Raw genomic sequence first — 19,744 nt, forward strand, 5'->3', positions numbered from 1 at the left:
CCTACGCGTTCGACCATCCCGGATGCTAACGCAAATTGTTGATGTGCGGTAGCTAAATGAGCGAAATTTGCGCAGTTTGGCCATCAAACCGAGATCACACCATTGCACTACGGATCAGTCTTTAATTTCCATCGCCGCGCCCTTGAGAGCTCAACGAGTTAACTCAACGGATTTCTGGTTGGGATCCAGTCTGCTGACTGTCGCTGCTCAGCATTTCAACGATCGGTTCATAGCCGTAGAGAGTAGCGAGGCTCAATGGTGTTAGGCCCGAGTGAGTTTTCAGATCACGGCGAGCACCAGCGCGCACAAGGGATGCAACTGCATCTACGTATCCATGCCAAACAGCATCGTGCAAAGCGGTCAGGCCATTGTAAGGACCCTGCGCATCGAGCTCAATCTGTGTGTCCCCCTGTTTTGCTGCTGACGTCAGAATATCGATGTGATCCGCCTTCCCAAAATAGGCAGCATCGTGAAGTGGCGAACCGCGCATGAGACCGATGGTGCGGCGAGGATCTGCCCCAGCATCCAGCAATAGGCGCACGATTTCGGCATGACCTTCGCGAACTGCAAGACCGAGAGGCGTGTAGTCGTCATCGAACGTCCCGGTTATCGGCACCCGAACCTCAAAATCCGCGCCATCTGCGATCAGCCGCTTCACCTCCTCAATATTTCCGGCCTTGACTGATGAGATGATCGACAAGCTGGCGATGTGCTTTTCATCCGCCTCATCTCTTTCCTCAATCAGCGCTGCGATTGCTTTCAGGTCGTCATACTTGGCGATGTCGAGCGCGGTCTGTTGCCAGTAATTCCGTATCGTGGTGCGCGCGCGGCGCGACAGCAAAACCCGCACAACAGCTTCGTGCTTGTGAAGCACGGCATCCATCAATGCGGTATTGCCAAGAACTGGCGATTGCTGATTGATGAAGGCTCCGTGGTCAAGCAGAATCCCGATCACGTCGGCGCTGCCGGACTGTGCCGCTTTGTGGATTGCCGTTGCTCCCATTCGAGGGTCCGCCGTCAGCACGTCCGCGCCGGCGGTAAGGAGCAAAGCAACAGCTTGTGCCTGCCCAAGCGCAGACGCGATCATCAACGGCGTGAGACCATCGGGGCCTCTAGCGTTAACGTCCGCCCCGGCGTCGATAGCTTCTTTGACCGAAGCAAGATCGCCTGTACGAAGTGCGTGAGAAAGTATCATGGTTCTATGTTCCTTGATCGATTAGACAGTTGCTGAAGCGGCGGCATTCAGGCCGTTCAGGAATTTGATGATTTCGGCATTCACGCGTTCGCGGGCCTCATGATGAGGCCAGTGACCTACACCTTCCAGGCGCACGACATCGACGAGCCCGGGCGCTGTCTTGCGCATCTCTTCCACGGTTGGTGGGACCGGGTGGAACAGTCGGCACAACCCATCTGCATCGCCCCAAATATAAAGCGATGGCTGCTTGATCAGTACGTCCTTGTACGCGGCGAGATGCTCAAACGTCGCCTGCACGCCACGGTACTGGTTCAGACCGCCTCTGAATCCCGTTCGCTGGAACGTGTCGATGTTGTGCTTCACATAGGCTGGATCGGCCCAAGTCGGCAGCACGTCAGGGGCAGGTCGAAACATATTCCGCTTTGCGTCGATGGGGTCCCAGCCGGTTCCTTCGGCGGGTTCGCCCGAGAGCCAATAAAGTGCACTCGGAATAGTCTTGCTGGCATCACGGATACGGTCATCCGTCTCCGGCTTCATCATGTCGAAAGCATAATAGAGATCGCCGAGACCGCGACTGCGTAGCAAGTCCCATGTACTCAGCTCGCCACGCGGCAGGAACGGGATGCCGAGCGTTATGATGCCGTTGAAACGATCCGGTCGCATGACCATCGCCCGTTGTCCGTGGTCGGCACCCCAGTCATGGGATATGATGGTTGCGGTAGGCACCTGCAACGCATCAAGGATGCCAATCAGGTCGCCAACAATTAGGGCCCCGCTGTAAAGTGCGGGATCGTTCGGGGCATAGCTGTCGCCGAAACCCCTCATGTCGAGCGCGATCGCGCGGTATCCGTTTTCTGCGACAACTTGCATCTGGCTACGCCACGTTTCCACAGTGTCTGGAAATCCGTGCAAGAAGAGCACTACTGGACCGCGGCCTTGTTCAACCACATGGAAAGAGGCTCCGTTGGCCTCGATTTGCGAATGGTGTACGGGATGATCCGTGGCGGCTGATGCTTTATGAGTGTGGTTCATTTTCTGCTCCAGGTTATGCTTGATCCGAGCCTTGCAGCGCGTGTTGGATCGGCTACAATTCAATGACTTCACCGCCTGATGCGCGAAGCCGATCAAAGTATGTGGAGTGGTCGATGAGCTGGGCTGGGAAATAGAGGCCCGGTCGGGGCGTATCGCCCGCGAGACCAGCCAAGCGTTCAAGAACGAGCGCGACACCCAGACCCGTTAGCGGCATCTGCCCCCCGGGGTGAGCGATCGCGTGACGTTTCCGAAGCTGCTGCCCGGCGTGATCCAGGCCCGAAAGGTTGATAATGATTTCAGTCGATACCGGTCCGCCATTCCGGCGGGTGGAGCTCATTCCAATGGCCAGGTCGAACCGAATATCAGGAGCGCCGGTTGCGTTTGCCAACAACAAGACGTCGTTTGGCGAAAACACGTTCGCGTCCAACTCGGTGCCGTCGATTGCGCGCACCTTCGATCTGGTCTCGGCGCCATGGTACCATCGCCACGCGCCAACCGTTCTCAAAAGAGCGGCAGCACCCGCATACATCTGGCGCTCAAGATCTGCATTCGCTGCAGGTCCGAACGCATCCTGTTCATCGAGCACTGCCTCGATATGAATGTTTTCCAGACGACCAAATTCTCGGGCGAACAAGAGTGACGGTACGCTTGTCGCACCAACGAGCCATTCTGTACCAAGGACGACTGGCGCGGCGGTAGGTCTCTGCATGAATGTAGCAGTTTCCAAGCCCAGCTCGCTTATGCTTGGTGAGATGTTGACGTGCCCAACGCCCAATTGTTGGGCCCAGCGGAGAGCTGCCCCGGTTTTGTCCGTAAAGAGCGTTGCGACCGCCGAGACACGTTGCTCGCCTAGCCCCAGGTCAGAGGCAGTGAGGTCCACTACCACCGCAGACGCGCCGTCGACAGCTGCTGCTGCTCGTATCGCGCGTTGCTCGTCGCGACCGCCAATGAGGATTGGTACATCAGGATATTGCTCACGCAAGAAGCGTGTGGCCCATCGCCCAACCTCGCCGGCGCCGCCGATAATAAGTATTGGGTCGTGGAGACTTCCAGAAGCTTGTAACATCACGATACCTGTGGTTTACTGATTCCTACACATGGTAGGTTACTAAAAGTAGGTATGCAAGTGGAAAAGCAAAAAGCTGCCATCGACAATAGGACTAAAGGCCGACTTTCGAAGTCCGAGAGGCGTCAGCAGCTACTAGAGACGGCGCGCCTGATCGTTCGGGAAGAAGGTGCTGATCGGCTGACACTAGGTCACCTGGCAGTGCGGGCGGGCGTTTCCAAACCTGTGACCTACGAGCACTTCGAGACCAGAACGGGTTTGTTAATTGAACTCTATCGTTGGATAGACACCGAACGCATTGCCGCGTTTCGCACACTTATGGCTCAGGGAAATCGACCGGCGAAAGAGACTATATTGGCTTTGGCTAAAACTTATCTGGCCTGCGGAACCGACCAAGGTGACGAATTTCATGCTGTCGGCGCAGCGCTTGCAGGAAGCGAGGAGAAAGCCAACGTGTACCAAGAGCTAGTCGATGCTGTGATCGAAATGTTCATGGATGTTTTACGGCCTCACTCAAGCTTTCAGCCGGAATCGCTGGCATTGGCCTGCGCGGCATTGGTTGCGGCAGGAGACGCGTTGACAAGCGCTGTTACACGGGGAAACTGCTCCGCTTCCGAGGCCGAGGGGGTGTTTTCGAATCTTATTGGAGCTGTGGCCCAGGGTAAAGCGTAGGTAGAGGTGCCGCTTCATATGGCCGAGAGATAGCCGAGTTGAGGGAAGAGCATTCGCTGCCGAACTCTTCGGACATATTTATACGAGAAAACACCCAGCGCTGGCTCCTATGATGTCGACCTCCATAGAGCCGTCCTACGGACCGACTGCATCGGGAAGAAAGAAGCGTGCCAATGGTTGAAATCCCCTCAAGAGCCAAGGCATAACCTTGCAATGTAGTGGCCCCATAAATATCCGTAGAGTCAGTCGCACTAAGCTGACGAACCAAATCATATTGCTAATGCACGACCTTGGTCCTCTCTTGACAGCAAGTGTCATAAAATGAAGTTGCTGCGATTATAGATATGCACGAAACCCATTTTCGCTAAATTGGCGTTCGAGATGTTGGCCTTTTCGGCCGATGGCACTTCGGTCTCTACCACGAAAGTCGACACGCCACGGTCTGCGCCTTCCTTTAGACGAGCTTGAATTAGGGCCTTTTGTGAACCTCTATTTCGAAAGCTCGGCACGGTCGTTCCACCGCCGAGCCACGCGAAGGATCCTGAAGCGAACATCGCTCCTGTTCCCACGGGTGTGTCTCCATCCAACGCGTAGAAACAAGACCATCCGTCGCGTCCCACGATTGCTGCCCATAGAGCAGTGAGGCTTTCCGGAAAGCCAAAACCGGCACACATCATGGCGCCGAATACCTCGGCTTCGTCGGGCCGAACTTTTCGTGTTTTCACGGTGCCTGGCGATGGAAGAGGGACCGTGTCCGTGGATCGCCGAAGCTTCGCCCATCCAGGTCCGTAGGCAACCAACCCCTTCGTCTCGATCCACTGTGTCAGCTCGTCCGATGCAGTGTCGGCATTGACCTGTAAGAACCGGTTCCCCGTCTTTCCCCTCATCCAGCTGTAGGCCTTGTCGAGATCTTCACGTGTGGTGAGGCCAAGGATACGGTTGAGGCCGATCGCAGGCGCGCTCGGTAGTGAGATCGTGCATCCACCATTCATGGAAACGCATGCGAACCGCTCCTCGTCCGTCAATCGGCCGCGGGCGGCCTTGTGCAGATCAATGAAAGCTTTGGCCTCAATGGCATCCTCCTGCGTGAGGCAGGGCTGATCAGAAGAACAAGAATCCAAGAGAGTACTCCAATGGCCGACACTTCGCCGAAAGCAGATAACGGAACCGTCGGATTAAAAATAGAACAATTTCATCGGCGAATCCTGCACGCCCGTCTGGGCCAGAAATGCCGTTGATGAGGATTTGCGCCGACTTTGTCGTGGAGCGATTTTGAGCGAGCTAGACGATCTTCCAACACCATCGAAGATCTGCGAAGAGGCCTGGCAACCTTCATCTTGAGCCAGCCTGCGGTGCAACCTTTCTCCATACGCCTTGAAAACTGGCCAGCGCGGTATATCGTTAAATTTTTTGAATTGTGAGAGCAGGGTGTCACACGATCTCGGGATACAGACATTGTCGAAACAGACCGCTTTCCAGTTTGGAGATTTCCGTTTTCTGCCAGAAGCTCAATCCCTTCTGTACAAGGGGCAACCCGTCGGCCTCGGCGGGCGAGGTTTCGACATTCTGACCCTGCTCGTGGCGCGGGCGGGCGAGGTTGTCAGCAAAGCCGATCTGTTTGCGCATGTATGGCCAGATTATATCGTCCACGACCATAACCTGAAGGTCAATGTCGGCAACCTTCGACGCTCGCTAGCCGAACTTGATCCTTCCATGGAGTACATCGCAACCATTGCTGGGCGAGGTTACAAGTTCGTGGCCGCCTTGGAAAGCGATCGCCCGGCGCCAGCTCGGCAAGTGGTTGCCAGCACAAGCCATCATATCGCGGCACCCCAGGGTCGGCCGCTCCTCGGCCGCGATGAAGCGACCCGGCAGATCTCGGAAAAGCTTGATCAAGCGGGTTACGTCACCATCGTCGGGCCAGGCGGCGCGGGAAAAACGTCTCTCGCGGTTACGGTTGCTGAGCAATCCTGCGGGGCAAACGAAGCCATCGCCTTTGCGGATCTCTCGACGCTGAGCGACCCGCGATTTGTGGTTCCGGCGATCGCGTCTGCCCTCGGCGTGTCGCTTGGGTTTGATGATCCCATCGCAGGCGTGATCGACGTCCTTCGCAGCAACCGGCTGCTTCTCATCATCGACAATTGCGAGCACGTTGTCGCGATGGCCGCGACGATCGTTGAGCGGATATCCGCGGACGTTCCTTCGGCGCGGATCATTGCGACCAGCCGCGAGCCGTTACGGACGCGGCACGAGCAGATTCATTTTCTCTCAGGATTGGCTTATCCGCACCAGACGACGACAATGTCCATCAGCGACGCGCTACAGTTTCCGGCAATCCAGCTGTTCATTTCAAAGGCGTACGGCTTAGGCGATATAAAGCCTACTGATGAATATGTCCGCAGTGTTGTTTCGATCTGCTCACGGCTGGACGGCTTGGCACTTGCCATCGAACTGGCCGCCGGTACGGCCAGTGTTCTTGCACCCTCTGCGCTCGATGACCTCTTCAGGGATGGCTTTGATACGATGAACCGGGGAGCAAGGGATGCACCCTTGCGCCACCAATCCTTGGAGGCGACGCTCGACTGGAGCTATCGGCTTCTTCCTGACCGTGAGGCGGTCTTGCTCGGTCTGCTTTCGGTATTTTCCGGCCGTTTCAACTCCGACGACGTGGAGGCGATGTATTTCGCCGGCGCCCTGGAGCCGATGACCGGGCGAGACGCACTGTCGCAGCTCGTGGCAAAGTCGCTGGTATCAGCGGAATACGACGGCGGGACTGTGCATTACAGACTTGCCGAAAGCACGGGTGCCTATGCCGCGCGGCGTCTTTCAGGTTCCCTCTACAGAGAGAAGGCAAGACGACATTTTGCCGTTCGAACAAAGGACAAGCTGCAGATTGCCGAACGGGATTGGTCGTCGCAGACATCTCGCGAATGGCTCGGCAAATATCGGAGGCAGATCGACGACGTTCGCGCGGCCATCGGTTGGGCGTTTGATCCCGCAGGCGATGCGGCTTTGGGTGTCGAATTGGTGGTCGCTGCCTTGCCGCTGTGGCAAGAACTATCGGCGTTTAGGGAAATGCTGGAGGCCATCGACCTTGCCGGGTCAAACAGCGCTGCCCTCATGGGGCTCGCGCCACTGGGCCGAGCCAAGCTCTCCACGGCTCGGGCCTGGGCCATGACACTGGCGCGCCACATGCACCCGCAAACCGATGATGCTTGGCGCGAAAGCATCTTTCATGCGAACGGGTCGCTCGACGCGGAATTTGAAATACGATCGGTGTGCGGACAGGCCGTTTTTCTGGCCTATTCCGGCCGGCCCCGCACGGCATTGCGCAGCATGAACGAGTTTGCGGCAGCAAAGGCTCTGGACTGGTCGACGGCGCCCGACGGCAAACGACTTTTAGCGCATATCAAGATCTATGCAGGCGAGTTCAATTCGGCATCGGCCGACCTGGAGGCGCTGATGGATGATTGGGGTCACCTGGAGGAAGGGCATGGCTTGTCCAGGTTCCAGGTCGATTTGCCTGCCGGTATTCGTTTCTCTCAGGCATTTCTGTCTTGGTTACAGGGTGATCCTGATCGTGCCTCCCGGCTGGCCGGTCAGGCGATCGATCGTGCCGCCGATCTCGATCACATGATCTCCTTGGGCAATGCAATTTCGCTTGCGGCCCTTCCGATCGCTTTCGTGGAGGGTGATCTCGAAACTGCTTCGCGGCTTCAGCACCAACTGGCCGACGTCAGCCGGCGAGAAAGCGTCGGCATTTACGAGGGGACAGCCAAGTTTTTCGCCGGTGCTATCCAGTCCTCTCGAGGTGAGCAGGCAGGCTTTACCCTGATGCAAGACAGTATCAACGGATTGCTTCGGGGGAACTGGCGTGCTCGCGTCCCCTTCTACCGGAGCCTGTTGGCGGAGGCATATCTTGCCGCAGGCGAACTGCAGCTTGCGGAGGATAGTCTGCGCGCCGTGCTTGCAGAAACTGGCATACGTGAAGAGCGTTGGTGGCATCCGGATCTTTGGCGCGTTGCGGGAATGATTGCAGCCGGAAACAGTCGGCCCGACAAGGCGATGCGCTATTTCCAGACGTCATTGGATCGTGCCCGCGCCATGGGTGCAGGTGCTGCTACCAAACGGACCCGGCTTGCCATCGATGCAACGGACTTTGGTTGACCTTGCTGCACTCACCCTGGGTTTGTGCTCAGTCTTTTCGTCGCAAGTCGAGGCGCTCCCGCAGTGACGCATTTTCCTGCTCAAGCTGAGCGACCTTGTCCAGAAGATGTCGCGACGCGGCCAAAAATTCGGCTTCGGTGTAACGCGGCACGATATGCTGCGGACAGTTCCAGTCGAACGCCTCGAGCTTCAACCTGAAAATGCGTTCAGCCTTGGCTCCATAAGCACCATCGGTGATGGCCTCGGTAAGTAGCGGATCGGCGTCAAGGGCCAGCTTCTCGGCACGGGCATAGATCTTCAGCCGGGTGCGCGCGGGGTAGTCGATCAGGAACAGGCATGTCCGGTCGTTTTCTGTCAGATTGCCGGTGGTGATATATTGGCGATTGCCGCGGTAATCGACGAAGGCGAGGGTGCGATCGTCGAGGACCTTGAGAAAGCCGGCAGGCCCGCCTCTATGCTGAACGTAAGGCCAGCCTGTTTCCGAAACGGAGGCCATGTAGAAGCTGTCGCGTTGTGCGATGAATGCAGTCTCCTGTGCCGTGAACCGGTCGAATTCGCGGTGTCCCTTGAAGTCGGACCAGAAATGATCCGCTCCCATTTCCGCTTGCGCCCTGCGAACTGAAGGCGTGATCGCGATATCCATGAAACCGTAACTCATATCATATCTCCCTAAAGTGTGGTCTGTTCGCAGGGCGTCGGATGCATAAAGTACTAGATTGCCTCTCTAGCGGCCTGCTGCGCGCGGGCATAGCTCTCGGCCACGGCGGCATAGTTCGGTGCGGCAAGTCCGTAGAGCTTGCCAAGCTCGGCAGCCTCGGGACGCGCCCAGGTGCGGTGAAGCTCAGACAGCAATGCATTGGTAGATGTCGGCTTGACGCCGCCCTGCACGAAGCGGGCAAGTGAAATCCGCGAGGCCATTTCGCTCGGATCCCCCGAGGCATCAAGCACCGCATAGACATCGTAGCCAGCAGCGCGGGCATCGAGCGCCGGAAACATCACACAGACACTGGTCCAGACGCCTGCCATGATGAGAGTTTTGCGGCCGGTTGCGCGAACGGTTGCGACGAAATCGTCATTGTCCCAGGCGTTTACTTCTCCCTTGCGCGGCACATAGTCGGCGTGCGGCGCCAATTCATGGATCTCGGGCATCAGTGGACCATTGGTGCCGGCAGGTTCCGAAGCAGTGGTGATCACCGGGATGTTCAAGAGAGTGGCGAGCCTGGCGATCATCTCCACATTCCGGCGCAGATCAGACACGGATATGTCCTTGACCGTCTGGAACAGCCCCGACTGGTGGTCGAGAAGCAGGATCAGCGCGTCGGAGGGATCGATGAGGGCTGCGCCGCCGCCGGTGGGAAGGACGCTCGGCTTGGATTTGCTGTTATACATGGTCATTTTCCTTTTCTTGGGTTCCAATTAACGGATCAGGTTTCGGGCGAGGAAGTCGTGCATGACCGGGATCATCTCGTCCGCCTTGTCCTCCAGGGCGAAATGTCCGGTATCAAAAAAATGAAGCTCGGCTTCGGGCAGGTCGCGGAGGAAGGCGCGTGCGCCTTCCGGCAGGAAGATGGGATCATTTTCGCCCCACAGGATCAGGGCCGGCGGCTGATGGGCGCGGAAATAGGAGTGGAAGTCGGGGTAGAGCCCGACATTGGTCCTATAGTCGTAGATGATGTCCAGCTGGATGTCCGTGCTGCCCGGGCGGTCGAGGAAGAATTGATCGTATAACCATGCCGCCGGATCGATCCGCGTCTCATCTTTTGTGCCAGTGAGATATTGGAAACGTGTCCCGTCAAGCGATAGAAAAGGCCGCAGCGCGTCGCGGTTTACCGGGCCGTTGTCGGCCCAGTAAGCCCGCGTCACTCCCCAGAAATCCCCCATGCCGTCTTCATAGGCGTTGCCGTTCTGGACGATCAGGGCGGTCACCCGATCCGGATGCGCGAGCGCCAGACGAAACCCGGTTGGCGCGCCATAATCCATGACATAGAGCGCGTAGCGTTCGGCGCCCAGCTGTTCGAGGAGACCGGCGATGACATCCGAGAAAGTGGCAAAGCTGTATTCGAATTCGCTGGAAGACGGCATTGCCGACAGACCGAACCCCGGGAGGTCGGGCGCAATCACATGATAGTGGTTGGCAAGCGCTGGGATGAGGTTGCGGTACATGTGCGAAGAGCTTGGAAAGCCGTGCAGCAACACTACGACCGGGGCGCCTTTCTCTCCAGCCTCGCGGTAGAAAATTTCCACGCCTTCAACGCTGGTGGTTCGGTGATGGGTGACGGGCCGGGTCATTGTCCGGCACCTTCGGTCGGCGTTGCGGCCAAGGCGGCGGCTGCGATGAACGCCGCGACGTCCTGCGGGTGCGACAGCATCGCGGCGTGACTGCTGTCGATCTCGGTGATCGCAGCACTCGCACGCTTTGCCATGCGGCGCTGCGCGCTAGGCGGCACCATCCTGTCGGCGGAAGCGACGAGATAGAAGCTGGGTTTGGTCTTCCAAGCTGCGTGGGTAAGGGGTGCTATGACCGCTGCAAGGCCCCAGGGCAGTTGCGCCGCCGCCATGAAGCGCGTGGTCGTGATGTCGACATCGGCGGCAAATGCTTCCGGAAAGCTGGCAGGATCGACAACGAGGTAGCCGTCCTGCGGCGGCAGCAACGGTGCCTTCGTTTCGCCGGGCTCTTCCGGAGCTTCGTTCAGAGCGGCGACGGATTCGCCCGCATCCGGCACGAAAGCCGCGATGTAGGCCAAAGCCTGGACTTTCGGGTTGACGCCAGCCTCGGTGATGACGGCTCCACCGTAGCTGTGGCCCACCAGGAGAACCGGGTGGCGAGCTGCGGCAATCAGGCGCTCGGTCACGGCAACGTCGCCTTCAAGCGAGGTCGTCGGGTGTTGAGCGACGAGCACTTCAAAGCCGCGGTCGACAAGTTCGCCATGGACCTGTTGCCATCCGGAGCCATCGACAAATGCGCCGTGCACGAGGACGATCGAGAGGGACGGCGCACCAGCTGTCTGGGTGCCCGAAACGGGATTGGTCATGATCTTTTCCTTTGATGGGGGAAGTTGCGGGGCCGCTGGCCCCGCGGAACGGATTGGCTATCGATCAGTTGCAAACCTTGCGGTCGAGGAAATCCCGGATGAGCGGCGCCATCACATCGAGCTTGTCTTCGAGGGCGAAATGGCCGCTATCGAGAATGTGCATCTCGGCATTCGGGAGATCGCGAAGATAGGGGTGCGCGCCAGGTTCCGGAAAGATCTTGTCGTTCTTGCCCCAGACGATCAGCGTTGGCGGCTGGTTGTCGCGGAAGAAGGCCTGGAATTGCGGGTAAAGCGGTACATTGCTGCCGTAGTCGCCCAGGAGATCCAGCTGGATGTCCTTGTTGCCCGGCCGGTCGAGCAAGGCCTGATCGACGACCCAGTTGTCGGGGCTGATATGTGAGACATCGCCCATTCCGTCGGTATACTGGAATTTCGTGGTTTCGAGCGTAACCAGACCGGCGAGCGCTTCCCGGCGTTCCGGCGTCTTCTCGGCCCAATAGGCCTTGATCGGATCCCAGAACGCGGCGAGGCCTTCGGTATAGGCGTTGCCATTCTGCACGATCAGGGTTTCAACCCGCTCGGGATGTTTGAGCGCGAGCCGGTATCCGATCGGTGCGCCGTAATCCATCACATACATGCTGTAGCGATCGGCGCCGACTTTTTCCGTCAGCTTGTCGACGACGTTGGTCAGGTTCTCGAATGTGTAGGAAAATTTGGTGTGGTCGGGCGCATCACTCTGACCGTAGCCGGGATAGTCAGGCGCGATCACGCGGTAGCGGTCTGCAAGTAGCGGAATGAGGTTGCGGAACATATGGGACGAGGTCGGAAATCCGTGCAGAAGCAGTAGCGCCGGTGCGTCTTTGGGGCCGGCTTCACGATAAAAGACTTTTACGCCATCTATCGTCATGTTTTTGTACTGAATGACGGGAACGGCTTTCGCGGCGATGACTGGGGTGTTCGGCACGCAGCGGGCTTCAGCCGCAACGGGAGAGATGGCCATGAGAAGTGCGACAGTGGCGAGCAGATGCTTTTTCATGATGCTTTCCTTTTCCAAATTGGGTGCCGATCCACATCAGCGCCTCTGGAAAAAGGACTAGCACCGCCGGTCCTCGGGCCTGGGATAAATAAGGGTAAAAAGTTGAACAGTTGGCCGTCAAAGCACTAACAATGAGCAGCGTGAATGGCTCGATCCAAACGAAAGCCGATCCGTTTAAGCAGCCTCATGGGAAGCTCTCCACGTCTGCGGTTCTTTAAACGACCGATAGCTTCGACGATCATAGAGAGTGTTTTTGCGGTAGAATCAGCGTGATAGGTTCTTCGGTTTGCCGGTTCTGGGTTCGATTCCTGTCAAGGCGTATGATGCGGAGTATGTCCAAATTGAAAGCGGTCGCAAACAATGAGGACTTGCTGCAACGTTGCATCTGCCTGCGCACCAGACCGGCTAGTGGCAAACCAGCAGTCACGACTTGACAACCTCACTCTGCATCTTGTCGCGATAAAGGGAACGGTAACGCGCCGGCGATTGGCCGATGGCGCGGCGGAAGCTGGCGGCAAAAGCGCTGTCGGATCCATAGCCGAGCGACTGTGCAATCCGTGGCAGTGGCTCGTTGCCACGCCGCAGCCGGGCGGCGGCAAGCCGCATCCTCCAGTTCGCGAGATAGTCGATCGGCGGTGCTCCGACGGTGGCACGAAATCTTTCGGCAAATCCGGAGCGGGACTGGCCGGCAAGAGACGCCAGTGCTTCTACCGTCCAGCGGCGCGATGGATCGGCGTGGATGGCCCGCAGTGCCGGCGCCAGACGAGCATCCGCAAGGCCGGCGAGCCAGCCGGGATGCTGTGATGTCTGGCGCGCCATATAGGCACGCAGGACATGGATAAACACCAGACGCAGCAGGTCGTTGCAGGCGACGCGAGCACCCGGTGCTACGCTGTTCCACTCCAGGTCCAACTGTTCGAGCAGCCAGCCAATCGGTCCGGCCTCTTCGTGGTCAATCACTACAACAGGCGGCAGGGCGTCGGTGAGGAGTGAGCCATCGACGGTATCGAGGTTGACGCTGCCGCCTAGGAGCACGAAATCCCGACCATCGCCCACTGAGACATCGAGATTACCCCCGGCGAATACCTCTGCCGCCGCTATCGGCGTCACGTTGGGATCGCTGCAAAGCGTAAACGCCTTGCCGCTGACCACAAGACAATCGCCGGCTTCAATGCGCAACGGTGCCTCTCCCTCCGAGATCAGCCAGGCAACGCCTTCACGGACTGCGTTGAACTTGAGGTAGCCCGGTGGTGGAAAAGCAACAGACCACGCGCCTCCGGCTGCAAAACGCACGGAGAACAGCGCACGCGCATCGATGGCGCTGAGCACGTCGGACAGGGGATCCTGGATGTTTTGGACGATCACGACAGAAATCCGGATCCTGCAGGCTGGGGACTCCGAGAAGCTACCCGATATAGGGGACGGACACCAGAGCCACAAATGAAGGAGTAACAACATGTCCGAACAGAAACCTATTGGATCTCGTTTCAGCGCATCCAGCACGGCACGCGAGGTCACCGAGGGTATCGACCTTTCCGGCAAGACGGCGATTGTCACCGGCGGCTATTCCGGTCTCGGCGTCGAGACGACGCGGGCGCTCGCTGGTGCCGGCGCTCGTGTCATCGTACCGGCTCGCAATCGCGAAAAGGCTGAACGCACACTTGCCGGTATCGACAATGTTGTTATCGAAGCGATGGATCTTGCGGATCCCGCATCGGTTGCCGCCTTTGTTGACAGGATCGTTGCGGCGGGCATGCCCATCTCAATCCTGGTCAACAGCGCCGGCATCATGGCGACGCCGCTTGCCCGGGATCAGGCTGGGCACGAGAGCCAGTTTGCCACCAATCATCTCGGCCATTTCCGGTTGGTTGCAGGCCTGTGGCCTGCGCTGGTCAAGGCTGGCAACGCGCGGGTGGTCTCTGTGTCATCGCGCGGCCATCAAATCGGTCCAGTCGATTTCGACGACATTGATTTCAAGGCTCGCCCTTATGACAAGTGGCAGGCCTATGGCCAGGCGAAGACGGCAAATGCTCTGTTTGCGCTTGAACTTGATCGGCTTGGAGCAGGGTGTGGCGTACGGTCATTTTCCTTGCACCCGGGCATCATCCTGACCGATCTCGCCCGCCATCTTACCGAAGACGAGATCAACTCTTTTGATGTCTACGATGAGGATGGCAATCGTCGAGTCGATCCATCGCGTGATCTCAAGACGCCGGAACAAGGGGCAGCAACAAGCGTCTGGGCAGCAACGCGACCCGAACTCAACGGTATTGGTGGCGTCTACTGCGAAGATTGCGAAGTCGCCCTGCCGCAGGCGGAGACGGATGGGACCAGAGGTGTGGCGCCTTGGGCCATGGATCCACAGGCTGCTGAACGGCTCTGGCTGCTTTCTGAGCATTTAACGGGCTTGTCAGTAGGTGATCGTCGAGGCTGAGCGCATATCGGCACACGAGTGATTTGCGGTGTTGTCAGGCGAGGCCTTCGGTCAGTCGAAGGCCTGCTACATCGTGGTCAGTCGGTTCCACGCAGGAGTAAAACAGCGGCTCACCTTCATAAACACTCTGAAGTGTTCGATCCGGATAATGCCTTCCGTGTCTGGGAGATGGCGACCGGGATGGTCGCATCTGCAGGTCGAAACACCCTGTCGGACCTCGACGGCCCGGCAGGGAGGTGCCTATGCGGTTGCACTGTTAGCGCGATCACGCCTTGGCTGCAACCGGAAGCCGGAATGGCGCTCCGAGACGATTGAACGCGTTCATCGCAGCGATCGTGATCGTCAGATCGACGAGGTCCTTCGGTTCGAAAGCTGCGGCTGCGGCGGCATAGGCCTCGTCCGAGGCGTGGGTCTGGCTGACATTCGTGACTTCTTCAGCCCAGGCCAGTGCTGCTCGTTCCTGGTCGCTAAACAGGTGAGGCACCTCATCCCAGACAGGAACAAGCGTGATCTTATCGACGGACATCGTCTTGCGCAGATCGCGACTATGCATGTCGATGCAATGGGCGCAGCCGTTGATCTGCGACACGCGCAGGAAGACGAGATGAATCAGCTCCTCAGGCAAGTTCGTTTTCTTGGTGACGTAGTGATGGACGCCGAAGAGCGCCTTGGCACCCTCGGGGGCGACTTCGGACCAGTTCATGCGGGACATTTTGTTTTCCTTTCTCGTGGACACGGTTCTCCGTTCGCCGGAGAAACCGTCGTTGCTTGTGCTAGGTGAGGGGGGTAGGTCTGGTAGGTAGCGCTACGGCTTTCGCGGCGTCGTCAGGGCGGTGTCATCGGTATCGACGACGAAGACGGCAAGCAGCTTCGCCGGCTCGGTCTTGCTGGCGTTGGCGCTGACGTCGTGGCGGTCGCCCGGCAGCTCGGTGAAGTTCTGCCCGGCGATGAAGGTCTTCGTCTCGCCACCGTTCACGGCGCTTTGGATGGCGCCTTCGAGAACCGTCGCATAGATCAAGGCGGATTTTGCATGCGTATGAGCGGAACTGTAGCCGCCGGGGCCGTACTCGACGAGGACGCCCTTCACGCTCTTTCCGGGAACGTCCGGGAGGGGATGCTCGTAAACCAGCGTCACCTTCGCGTCCTTCGTGTCATATGCAAGTCCAGGCTTGGCAACGTCATGAGCGGAAGCTGTGGCCAGAGAGACCGCAAGGGCTGAAGCGGCATGGAGGATGGTCTTCATGATTGTTTCCCTCCTATGTTCTGAGCCACTCGGCGATCGTGATCGCACCCTTGACGTAGTCTCCGTCGGGAACCAGTGAGCCGGCGACAACGGGAGCGCCGAAGTAGTCAACGGCGGCGTCGGCGTTGACCGGGCGAGCGTCGCCCTTGGCGTCGAGATAGGTCCCGATGAAGGATTCGAACGGTCCCCGTTCGGGCCCGGCAAGATCGACGGATCCGTTCTTCGGCTCCCCGAGCGCGGCTTCCACCAAAGCAGCGGCGACGTCGTCGGCCGCGATCGGCTGGAAGTCGATATCCGGGACTTTCACTGCGCCGTCGGCCGAGTAGGCGCCCACCAGTGTCTCCGTGAATTCGTGGAACTGTGTCGCGCGCACAATGGTGTAGGCCTGGCCCGATGCTGCGACGGCGTATTCTTGGGCGAGTTTGCCGGCCATGTATGAGTTCGCGGCGAGGCGGTCCGCGTTGACGATCGAGAGGACGACGTGATGGCGCACGCCCGCGGCTTGTTCGGCACGTGTCAGGTTTCGGCTCGACTTGTCGAAGAAGTCGGTGATGACGGCCTTATCGAAAGACATCATGTTCGACACGTCGATGACGGCGTCGGCGCCCGCAAGCGCCTCGGCCAGTCCTTCGCCCGTGTAGGCATTAATCCCGTTGCGGGAGCTTGCGACGACGGCTTCGTGGCCGGCGTCCTGTAGCAGCTTCACTGCCTTCGAGCCGATCAGGCCCGTGCCGCCGATGACGACGACCTTTTTCATCTTGGTCATGGTGCTATCTCCTATGACGAGGCGCGATTGCCCGTCTTGCGTTCGTGGAGTTCAAGGAAGGCGCATCCCCGGGCGGCGATGCCACCGTCGTCGGCTGCACCAAGGTCCGCCAGAAGGTCCGCGACGGACACCTTGGCGAGTTCTGCGCGATAGGCCTTCTCGGCTTTCAGCATCGCGGCGTTGATTTGGCAGGGCTTAGTGAAGTAGCGCGCCGGAAGTGGATTCGGCCCGCGCTGGCGGATCTCGGCGCACCGGAAGGCGGGCGCTGGTCCTTCGACCGCGAGGACGATGTCGAGCATCGTGATGTCCTTTGGCGCCTTGGCCAGCCGATATCCACCCTTCGGACCCGGCGTCGTTGCGACGATCCCGGCGCCGGAAAGCGCCTGCAGATGCTTGAGGAGGTAGCTCGTCGATACGCCGTGGAGTTCAGCCAGTGCTGCCGCCGACAGGACGCCGTCTTCGGACAGCCCCGCCAGGAATGCCGTGCAGTGAATGGCCTGCTCGACGCCTTCGCTCAGTTTCATGGTGCATCTCCTAATCGTGGATATAAAATATCCACGATTAACTTCGATGTCAATCCGGGATCACGTAGACCGCTCAAAATTCGGAATATGACAGAAAACCGCGCTCCGGCGGCCGGGGCCTGCCATAGTCAGGAAGCTCGCACTCTCATCGACGCCCGAACATGTTGCACTTGCCCCGGAATATCCCCGCCGCATGGTGGGAATTTAATTATTGACTGATCAATCAATAATTGGTACGTCGTCCGCATGGCAAGACCGAGAGAATTTGACCGCGACGCAGCGTTGGAGAAAGCCCTGAGGGTGTTCTGGGCAAAGGGATTTGCCGCGACCTCTACCGATGATCTGCGTGTGGCGATGGGCATCGGCAGACAAAGCCTCTACGGCGCCTTTGGCGACAAACGTACTCTTTATCTGGAAGCGCTGGATACCTATCAGCAACGGACAAACACTGGGCATGTCATGAGGTTGAGCGGCCCGACATCGCCTATAAAAGGCATCGAAGACCTGCTTTCCGGTCTTGTGTCGGAAGACGATTGCGAGCGGGCGCTGGGGTGCATGGGGGTTGGATCAGTTGGCGAGTTTGGCGTGACAGACCCGGACCTTAATTCGCGCCGCAACTCTGCCAGTGCGGCGTTAGGTCGACGCATATTGGAGAGAGTGTTGGAGGGCCAGCGTTCGGGGGAAATCAATCCCGTTCTCGACGCTGAAGAAACTACCGCGTTCATTCTGATGACGATGACCGGCCTGCAGGTGGCTGCGCGTGGCGGCGCAAAAGCTCTCGATCTGAAGGCGATGGCACGATTTGCAACACAGCGTCTAAAACCATAACGCGGCCTCCGCAACAAGGAGGCTTTTGATTTGCTCAATTATGGACTGATCTGTCAATAAAAGGAGAATCCCATGACAATCGACGAACGAAAGACCGCCCTCGTATTTGGAGGTGCCCGTGGTATCGGCGCGGCTGCGGTCGAAAGACTTTCAAAAGACGGCTACGATGTCGCCTTCACATATGTTTCGCGACCGGACAGCGCACAGGCGCTCGTGAACGAGATCGAGAAGAGTGGGCGCCGCGCGGTGGCCATCCAGGCCAATAGCGCAGATGCTGCCGCCATTCGTGGCGCGGTGGCAAAGACTGTCGACATCTTCGGGCCAATCGACGCCGTCGTTGTCAATGCAGGGATTTTGCGGCTCAACAGGGTGGATGCTGTCACTCTCGAAGAGCTCGATCTAATGATCGACATCAACATCCGCGGCGTTTTCTTGTCCATCCAGTCCACAGTGCCGCACATGAAGGATGGCGGCCGCGTCATAACGATCGGGTCGAACACGGCGGAACGGACTGGAATGGCGGGAGCAAGCGTCTACCAATTCTCCAAGGCTGCGGTCGCAGCGATGGTGAAAGGCTTGGCCCTTGATCTGGCTCCGCGGCGCATCACCGTCAACAACATCCAACCTGGTCCAACGGACACTGACATGAACGCCGGCGCCATTGAGATGTTGTCTGACCGCAGCCCCTTGAAGCGCGTTGCCGACCCCAAAGAAATTGCGGGAATGGTGGCCTATCTTACGGGTCCCGACACGTCTTTCATGACAGGATCGAGCCTGACAATCGACGGAGGCTGGACGCTGTAAATTCAGCGCTCCAGGGGTAGGGCTGTTCACAGCGGCCCTCTCCACCACTCCGGCATCTTTCCTCGTGCAAAAGTCTGCTGGGCAAAACTCACCGGCGGTCGATCTTTTGGCTTATCGCGATGCAATTCGCGAGTTCCACTCAGTCCAAGAGCTCCCCGCGTATCCGGCATCACCCATGAAAATCGTCAAGAACAATCTTGCCGAACACTCCGCCGGCTTCCATCCGGCGATCGGCATCCGATGTAGCTGAGAGCGGATACAGTGCCCCGACAACGGGCTGAAGTTCTTTGCCCATCATTGGCAGCACATCGTCCCTGAACCGGCGGATCATAGCTCTCTTTTCTGAGCGAGATCTGGATTTCATGGCCGTGCCCAGCAATTGCAAGTGATTGTGAAGGACAGTCCCGAGCGGAATGATGGCGTTGTCATCTCGCCCCAACAGGCCCACTTGGACAAGCCGACCACCAGGAGCAAGACTACGAATGTTGCGGACGAGGTAGGACCCGCCGACAAAGTCGATGATCAGATCGACCCCACAGGATGCCGTCGCATCGACGACCTCCGCCTCGAAGTCCGACCGCTGATAATCGAACACGGCTTCGGCGCCCTGCGAAAGCACGTTCCCGATGTTGCCCGCCAAAGCGGTGGCTAGCTCGGTTGCTCCTGCCGCTTTGGCGGGCTGGACTGCCGCCGATCCGAAGCCGCCTGCAGCAGCATGAATGAGAACGGTCTCGCTTTTTTGCGGTTTGTCCGAGATGTGCAAGAGGCTCCCAGCCCGTGACGAAGCTTTCCATGACTGCGGCCGCCTCGATGAAGGACATCCCGGTCGGAATGGCAGCCGCCATCCCGCTATCGAGCCGCGCACACTGGGCATAGGCCCCGCCGCCGACATCCCCATGACACGGTCGCCGACGGCAAAGCCGGTTACTTCGTTTCCGACGGCTG

At 58.6% G+C, this 19,744-nt stretch carries 20 protein-coding genes; 5 read left to right on the forward strand and 15 right to left on the reverse strand.

What is annotated here, in order from left to right; genetic code table 11:
- Window positions 1-163 precede the first annotated feature (163 nt).
- From F617_RS0113745 to F617_RS0113755, 3 genes are read right to left on the reverse strand one after another with little or no spacing between them, the layout of a single operon-like run.
- Complete coding sequence (locus tag F617_RS0113745; protein ID WP_019565654.1) at window positions 164-1,195, reverse strand: ankyrin repeat domain-containing protein; 1,032 nt, start codon at window positions 1,193-1,195, stop codon at window positions 164-166.
- Window positions 1,196-1,216: 21 nt separating this feature from the next.
- Window positions 1,217-2,227, reverse strand: coding sequence for an alpha/beta fold hydrolase (locus F617_RS0113750; protein ID WP_026330844.1), 1,011 nt, complete (start codon window positions 2,225-2,227; stop codon window positions 1,217-1,219).
- Between the two features lie 52 nt (window positions 2,228-2,279).
- Window positions 2,280-3,293 (reverse strand): hypothetical protein, encoded by a 1,014-nt coding sequence (locus tag F617_RS0113755; RefSeq protein WP_019565656.1) that lies wholly within the window; start codon window positions 3,291-3,293, stop codon window positions 2,280-2,282.
- Window positions 3,294-3,347: 54 nt separating this feature from the next.
- Between F617_RS0113755 and F617_RS0113760 the strand changes: the two genes are divergently transcribed.
- Entirely contained in the window at window positions 3,348-3,965 is a 618-nt protein-coding gene (locus F617_RS0113760; RefSeq protein ID WP_019565657.1) for a TetR/AcrR family transcriptional regulator, read from the forward strand.
- Between the two features lie 314 nt (window positions 3,966-4,279).
- Here the strand turns inward: F617_RS0113760 and F617_RS0113765 are convergent, their stop codons facing one another.
- Window positions 4,280-5,086, reverse strand: coding sequence for a GNAT family N-acetyltransferase (locus F617_RS0113765; protein WP_019565658.1), 807 nt, complete (start codon window positions 5,084-5,086; stop codon window positions 4,280-4,282).
- Between the two features lie 334 nt (window positions 5,087-5,420).
- Here F617_RS0113765 and F617_RS0113770 point away from each other — a divergent pair, with 334 nt between their 5' ends.
- Entirely contained in the window at window positions 5,421-8,132 is a 2,712-nt protein-coding gene (locus F617_RS0113770; RefSeq protein WP_019565659.1) for a winged helix-turn-helix domain-containing protein, read from the forward strand.
- A gap of 28 nt (window positions 8,133-8,160) precedes the next feature.
- Here the strand turns inward: F617_RS0113770 and F617_RS0113775 are convergent, their stop codons facing one another.
- The 6 genes from F617_RS0113775 to F617_RS0113800 form a co-directional block, all read right to left on the reverse strand.
- Window positions 8,161-8,790 (reverse strand): pyridoxamine 5'-phosphate oxidase family protein, encoded by a 630-nt coding sequence (locus tag F617_RS0113775; protein WP_019565660.1) that lies wholly within the window; start codon window positions 8,788-8,790, stop codon window positions 8,161-8,163.
- A gap of 53 nt (window positions 8,791-8,843) precedes the next feature.
- A complete protein-coding gene (locus tag F617_RS0113780; protein WP_019565661.1) occupies window positions 8,844-9,521 on the reverse strand; it encodes an isochorismatase family protein in 678 nt (225 codons plus the stop codon).
- A 27-nt stretch (window positions 9,522-9,548) separates the two neighbouring features.
- On the reverse strand, window positions 9,549-10,421 hold the full coding sequence (locus tag F617_RS0113785) for an alpha/beta fold hydrolase (RefSeq protein ID WP_019565662.1): 873 nt from the start codon (window positions 10,419-10,421) through the stop codon (window positions 9,549-9,551).
- Window positions 10,418-11,164 carry an alpha/beta fold hydrolase gene (locus tag F617_RS0113790; protein WP_019565663.1) on the reverse strand — a complete coding sequence of 249 codons (747 nt, stop codon included), beginning with the start codon at window positions 11,162-11,164 and terminating at the stop codon, window positions 10,418-10,420. Before F617_RS0113790 ends, F617_RS0113785 begins: the two co-directional genes overlap by 4 nt.
- Window positions 11,165-11,228: 64 nt before the next feature.
- Window positions 11,229-12,200, reverse strand: coding sequence for an alpha/beta fold hydrolase (locus F617_RS0113795; RefSeq protein ID WP_019565664.1), 972 nt, complete (start codon window positions 12,198-12,200; stop codon window positions 11,229-11,231).
- Window positions 12,201-12,623: 423 nt separating this feature from the next.
- Complete coding sequence (locus F617_RS0113800; RefSeq protein ID WP_019565665.1) at window positions 12,624-13,565, reverse strand: AraC family transcriptional regulator; 942 nt, start codon at window positions 13,563-13,565, stop codon at window positions 12,624-12,626.
- Between the two features lie 91 nt (window positions 13,566-13,656).
- On the opposite strand from F617_RS0113800, the gene F617_RS0113805 reads away from it, so the two are divergent.
- Entirely contained in the window at window positions 13,657-14,634 is a 978-nt protein-coding gene (locus F617_RS0113805) for an oxidoreductase (protein WP_019565666.1), read from the forward strand.
- A 265-nt stretch (window positions 14,635-14,899) separates the two neighbouring features.
- Here F617_RS0113805 and F617_RS0113810 read toward each other — a convergent pair whose 3' ends face one another.
- From F617_RS0113810 to F617_RS0113825, 4 genes are all read right to left on the reverse strand, one after another.
- A complete protein-coding gene (locus F617_RS0113810; RefSeq protein ID WP_003517456.1) occupies window positions 14,900-15,346 on the reverse strand; it encodes a carboxymuconolactone decarboxylase family protein in 447 nt (148 codons plus the stop codon).
- 93 nt (window positions 15,347-15,439) lie between these two features.
- Complete coding sequence (locus F617_RS0113815; protein ID WP_003517453.1) at window positions 15,440-15,877, reverse strand: cupin domain-containing protein; 438 nt, start codon at window positions 15,875-15,877, stop codon at window positions 15,440-15,442.
- A 13-nt stretch (window positions 15,878-15,890) separates the two neighbouring features.
- Window positions 15,891-16,643, reverse strand: coding sequence for an SDR family oxidoreductase (locus F617_RS0113820; RefSeq protein ID WP_019565667.1), 753 nt, complete (start codon window positions 16,641-16,643; stop codon window positions 15,891-15,893).
- Between the two features lie 11 nt (window positions 16,644-16,654).
- Complete coding sequence (locus tag F617_RS0113825) at window positions 16,655-17,167, reverse strand: Rrf2 family transcriptional regulator (RefSeq protein WP_019565668.1); 513 nt, start codon at window positions 17,165-17,167, stop codon at window positions 16,655-16,657.
- 282 nt (window positions 17,168-17,449) lie between these two features.
- Between F617_RS0113825 and F617_RS0113830 the strand changes: the two genes are divergently transcribed.
- Both F617_RS0113830 and F617_RS0113835 read left to right on the forward strand, forming a co-directional pair.
- Window positions 17,450-17,995 (forward strand): TetR/AcrR family transcriptional regulator, encoded by a 546-nt coding sequence (locus tag F617_RS0113830; protein ID WP_245260795.1) that lies wholly within the window; start codon window positions 17,450-17,452, stop codon window positions 17,993-17,995.
- A 72-nt stretch (window positions 17,996-18,067) separates the two neighbouring features.
- Entirely contained in the window at window positions 18,068-18,799 is a 732-nt protein-coding gene (locus F617_RS0113835) for an SDR family NAD(P)-dependent oxidoreductase (protein WP_019565670.1), read from the forward strand.
- A 169-nt stretch (window positions 18,800-18,968) separates the two neighbouring features.
- Here the strand turns inward: F617_RS0113835 and F617_RS0113840 are convergent, their stop codons facing one another.
- Window positions 18,969-19,562 carry a zinc-binding dehydrogenase gene (locus tag F617_RS0113840; RefSeq protein ID WP_019565671.1) on the reverse strand — a complete coding sequence of 198 codons (594 nt, stop codon included), beginning with the start codon at window positions 19,560-19,562 and terminating at the stop codon, window positions 18,969-18,971.
- Window positions 19,563-19,744 lie beyond the last annotated feature (182 nt).

The sequence above is a fragment of the Agrobacterium sp. 10MFCol1.1 genome, assembly GCF_000381165.1.
GTDB lineage: Bacteria > Pseudomonadota > Alphaproteobacteria > Rhizobiales > Rhizobiaceae > Agrobacterium > Agrobacterium tumefaciens.

What these genes read in the sequence shown, in the direction of transcription:
- F617_RS0113825 (WP_019565668.1), bottom strand. Translation starts at nt 17,167, where the DNA reads ATGAAACTGAGCGAAGGCGTCGAGCAGGCCATTCACTGCACGGCATTC.
- F617_RS0113790 (WP_019565663.1), bottom strand. Translation starts at nt 11,164, where the DNA reads ATGACCAATCCCGTTTCGGGCACCCAGACAGCTGGTGCGCCGTCCCTC.
- F617_RS0113795 (WP_019565664.1), bottom strand. Translation starts at nt 12,200, where the DNA reads ATGAAAAAGCATCTGCTCGCCACTGTCGCACTTCTCATGGCCATCTCT.
- F617_RS0113805 (WP_019565666.1), top strand. Translation starts at nt 13,657, where the DNA reads ATGTCCGAACAGAAACCTATTGGATCTCGTTTCAGCGCATCCAGCACG.
- F617_RS0113815 (WP_003517453.1), bottom strand. Translation starts at nt 15,877, where the DNA reads ATGAAGACCATCCTCCATGCCGCTTCAGCCCTTGCGGTCTCTCTGGCC.
- F617_RS0113820 (WP_019565667.1), bottom strand. Translation starts at nt 16,643, where the DNA reads ATGACCAAGATGAAAAAGGTCGTCGTCATCGGCGGCACGGGCCTGATC.
- F617_RS0113780 (WP_019565661.1), bottom strand. Translation starts at nt 9,521, where the DNA reads ATGTATAACAGCAAATCCAAGCCGAGCGTCCTTCCCACCGGCGGCGGC.
- F617_RS0113755 (WP_019565656.1), bottom strand. Translation starts at nt 3,293, where the DNA reads ATGTTACAAGCTTCTGGAAGTCTCCACGACCCAATACTTATTATCGGC.
- F617_RS0113745 (WP_019565654.1), bottom strand. Translation starts at nt 1,195, where the DNA reads ATGATACTTTCTCACGCACTTCGTACAGGCGATCTTGCTTCGGTCAAA.
- F617_RS0113810 (WP_003517456.1), bottom strand. Translation starts at nt 15,346, where the DNA reads ATGTCCCGCATGAACTGGTCCGAAGTCGCCCCCGAGGGTGCCAAGGCG.
- F617_RS0113775 (WP_019565660.1), bottom strand. Translation starts at nt 8,790, where the DNA reads ATGAGTTACGGTTTCATGGATATCGCGATCACGCCTTCAGTTCGCAGG.
- F617_RS0113750 (WP_026330844.1), bottom strand. Translation starts at nt 2,227, where the DNA reads ATGAACCACACTCATAAAGCATCAGCCGCCACGGATCATCCCGTACAC.
- F617_RS0113785 (WP_019565662.1), bottom strand. Translation starts at nt 10,421, where the DNA reads ATGACCCGGCCCGTCACCCATCACCGAACCACCAGCGTTGAAGGCGTG.
- F617_RS0113835 (WP_019565670.1), top strand. Translation starts at nt 18,068, where the DNA reads ATGACAATCGACGAACGAAAGACCGCCCTCGTATTTGGAGGTGCCCGT.
- F617_RS0113760 (WP_019565657.1), top strand. Translation starts at nt 3,348, where the DNA reads ATGCAAGTGGAAAAGCAAAAAGCTGCCATCGACAATAGGACTAAAGGC.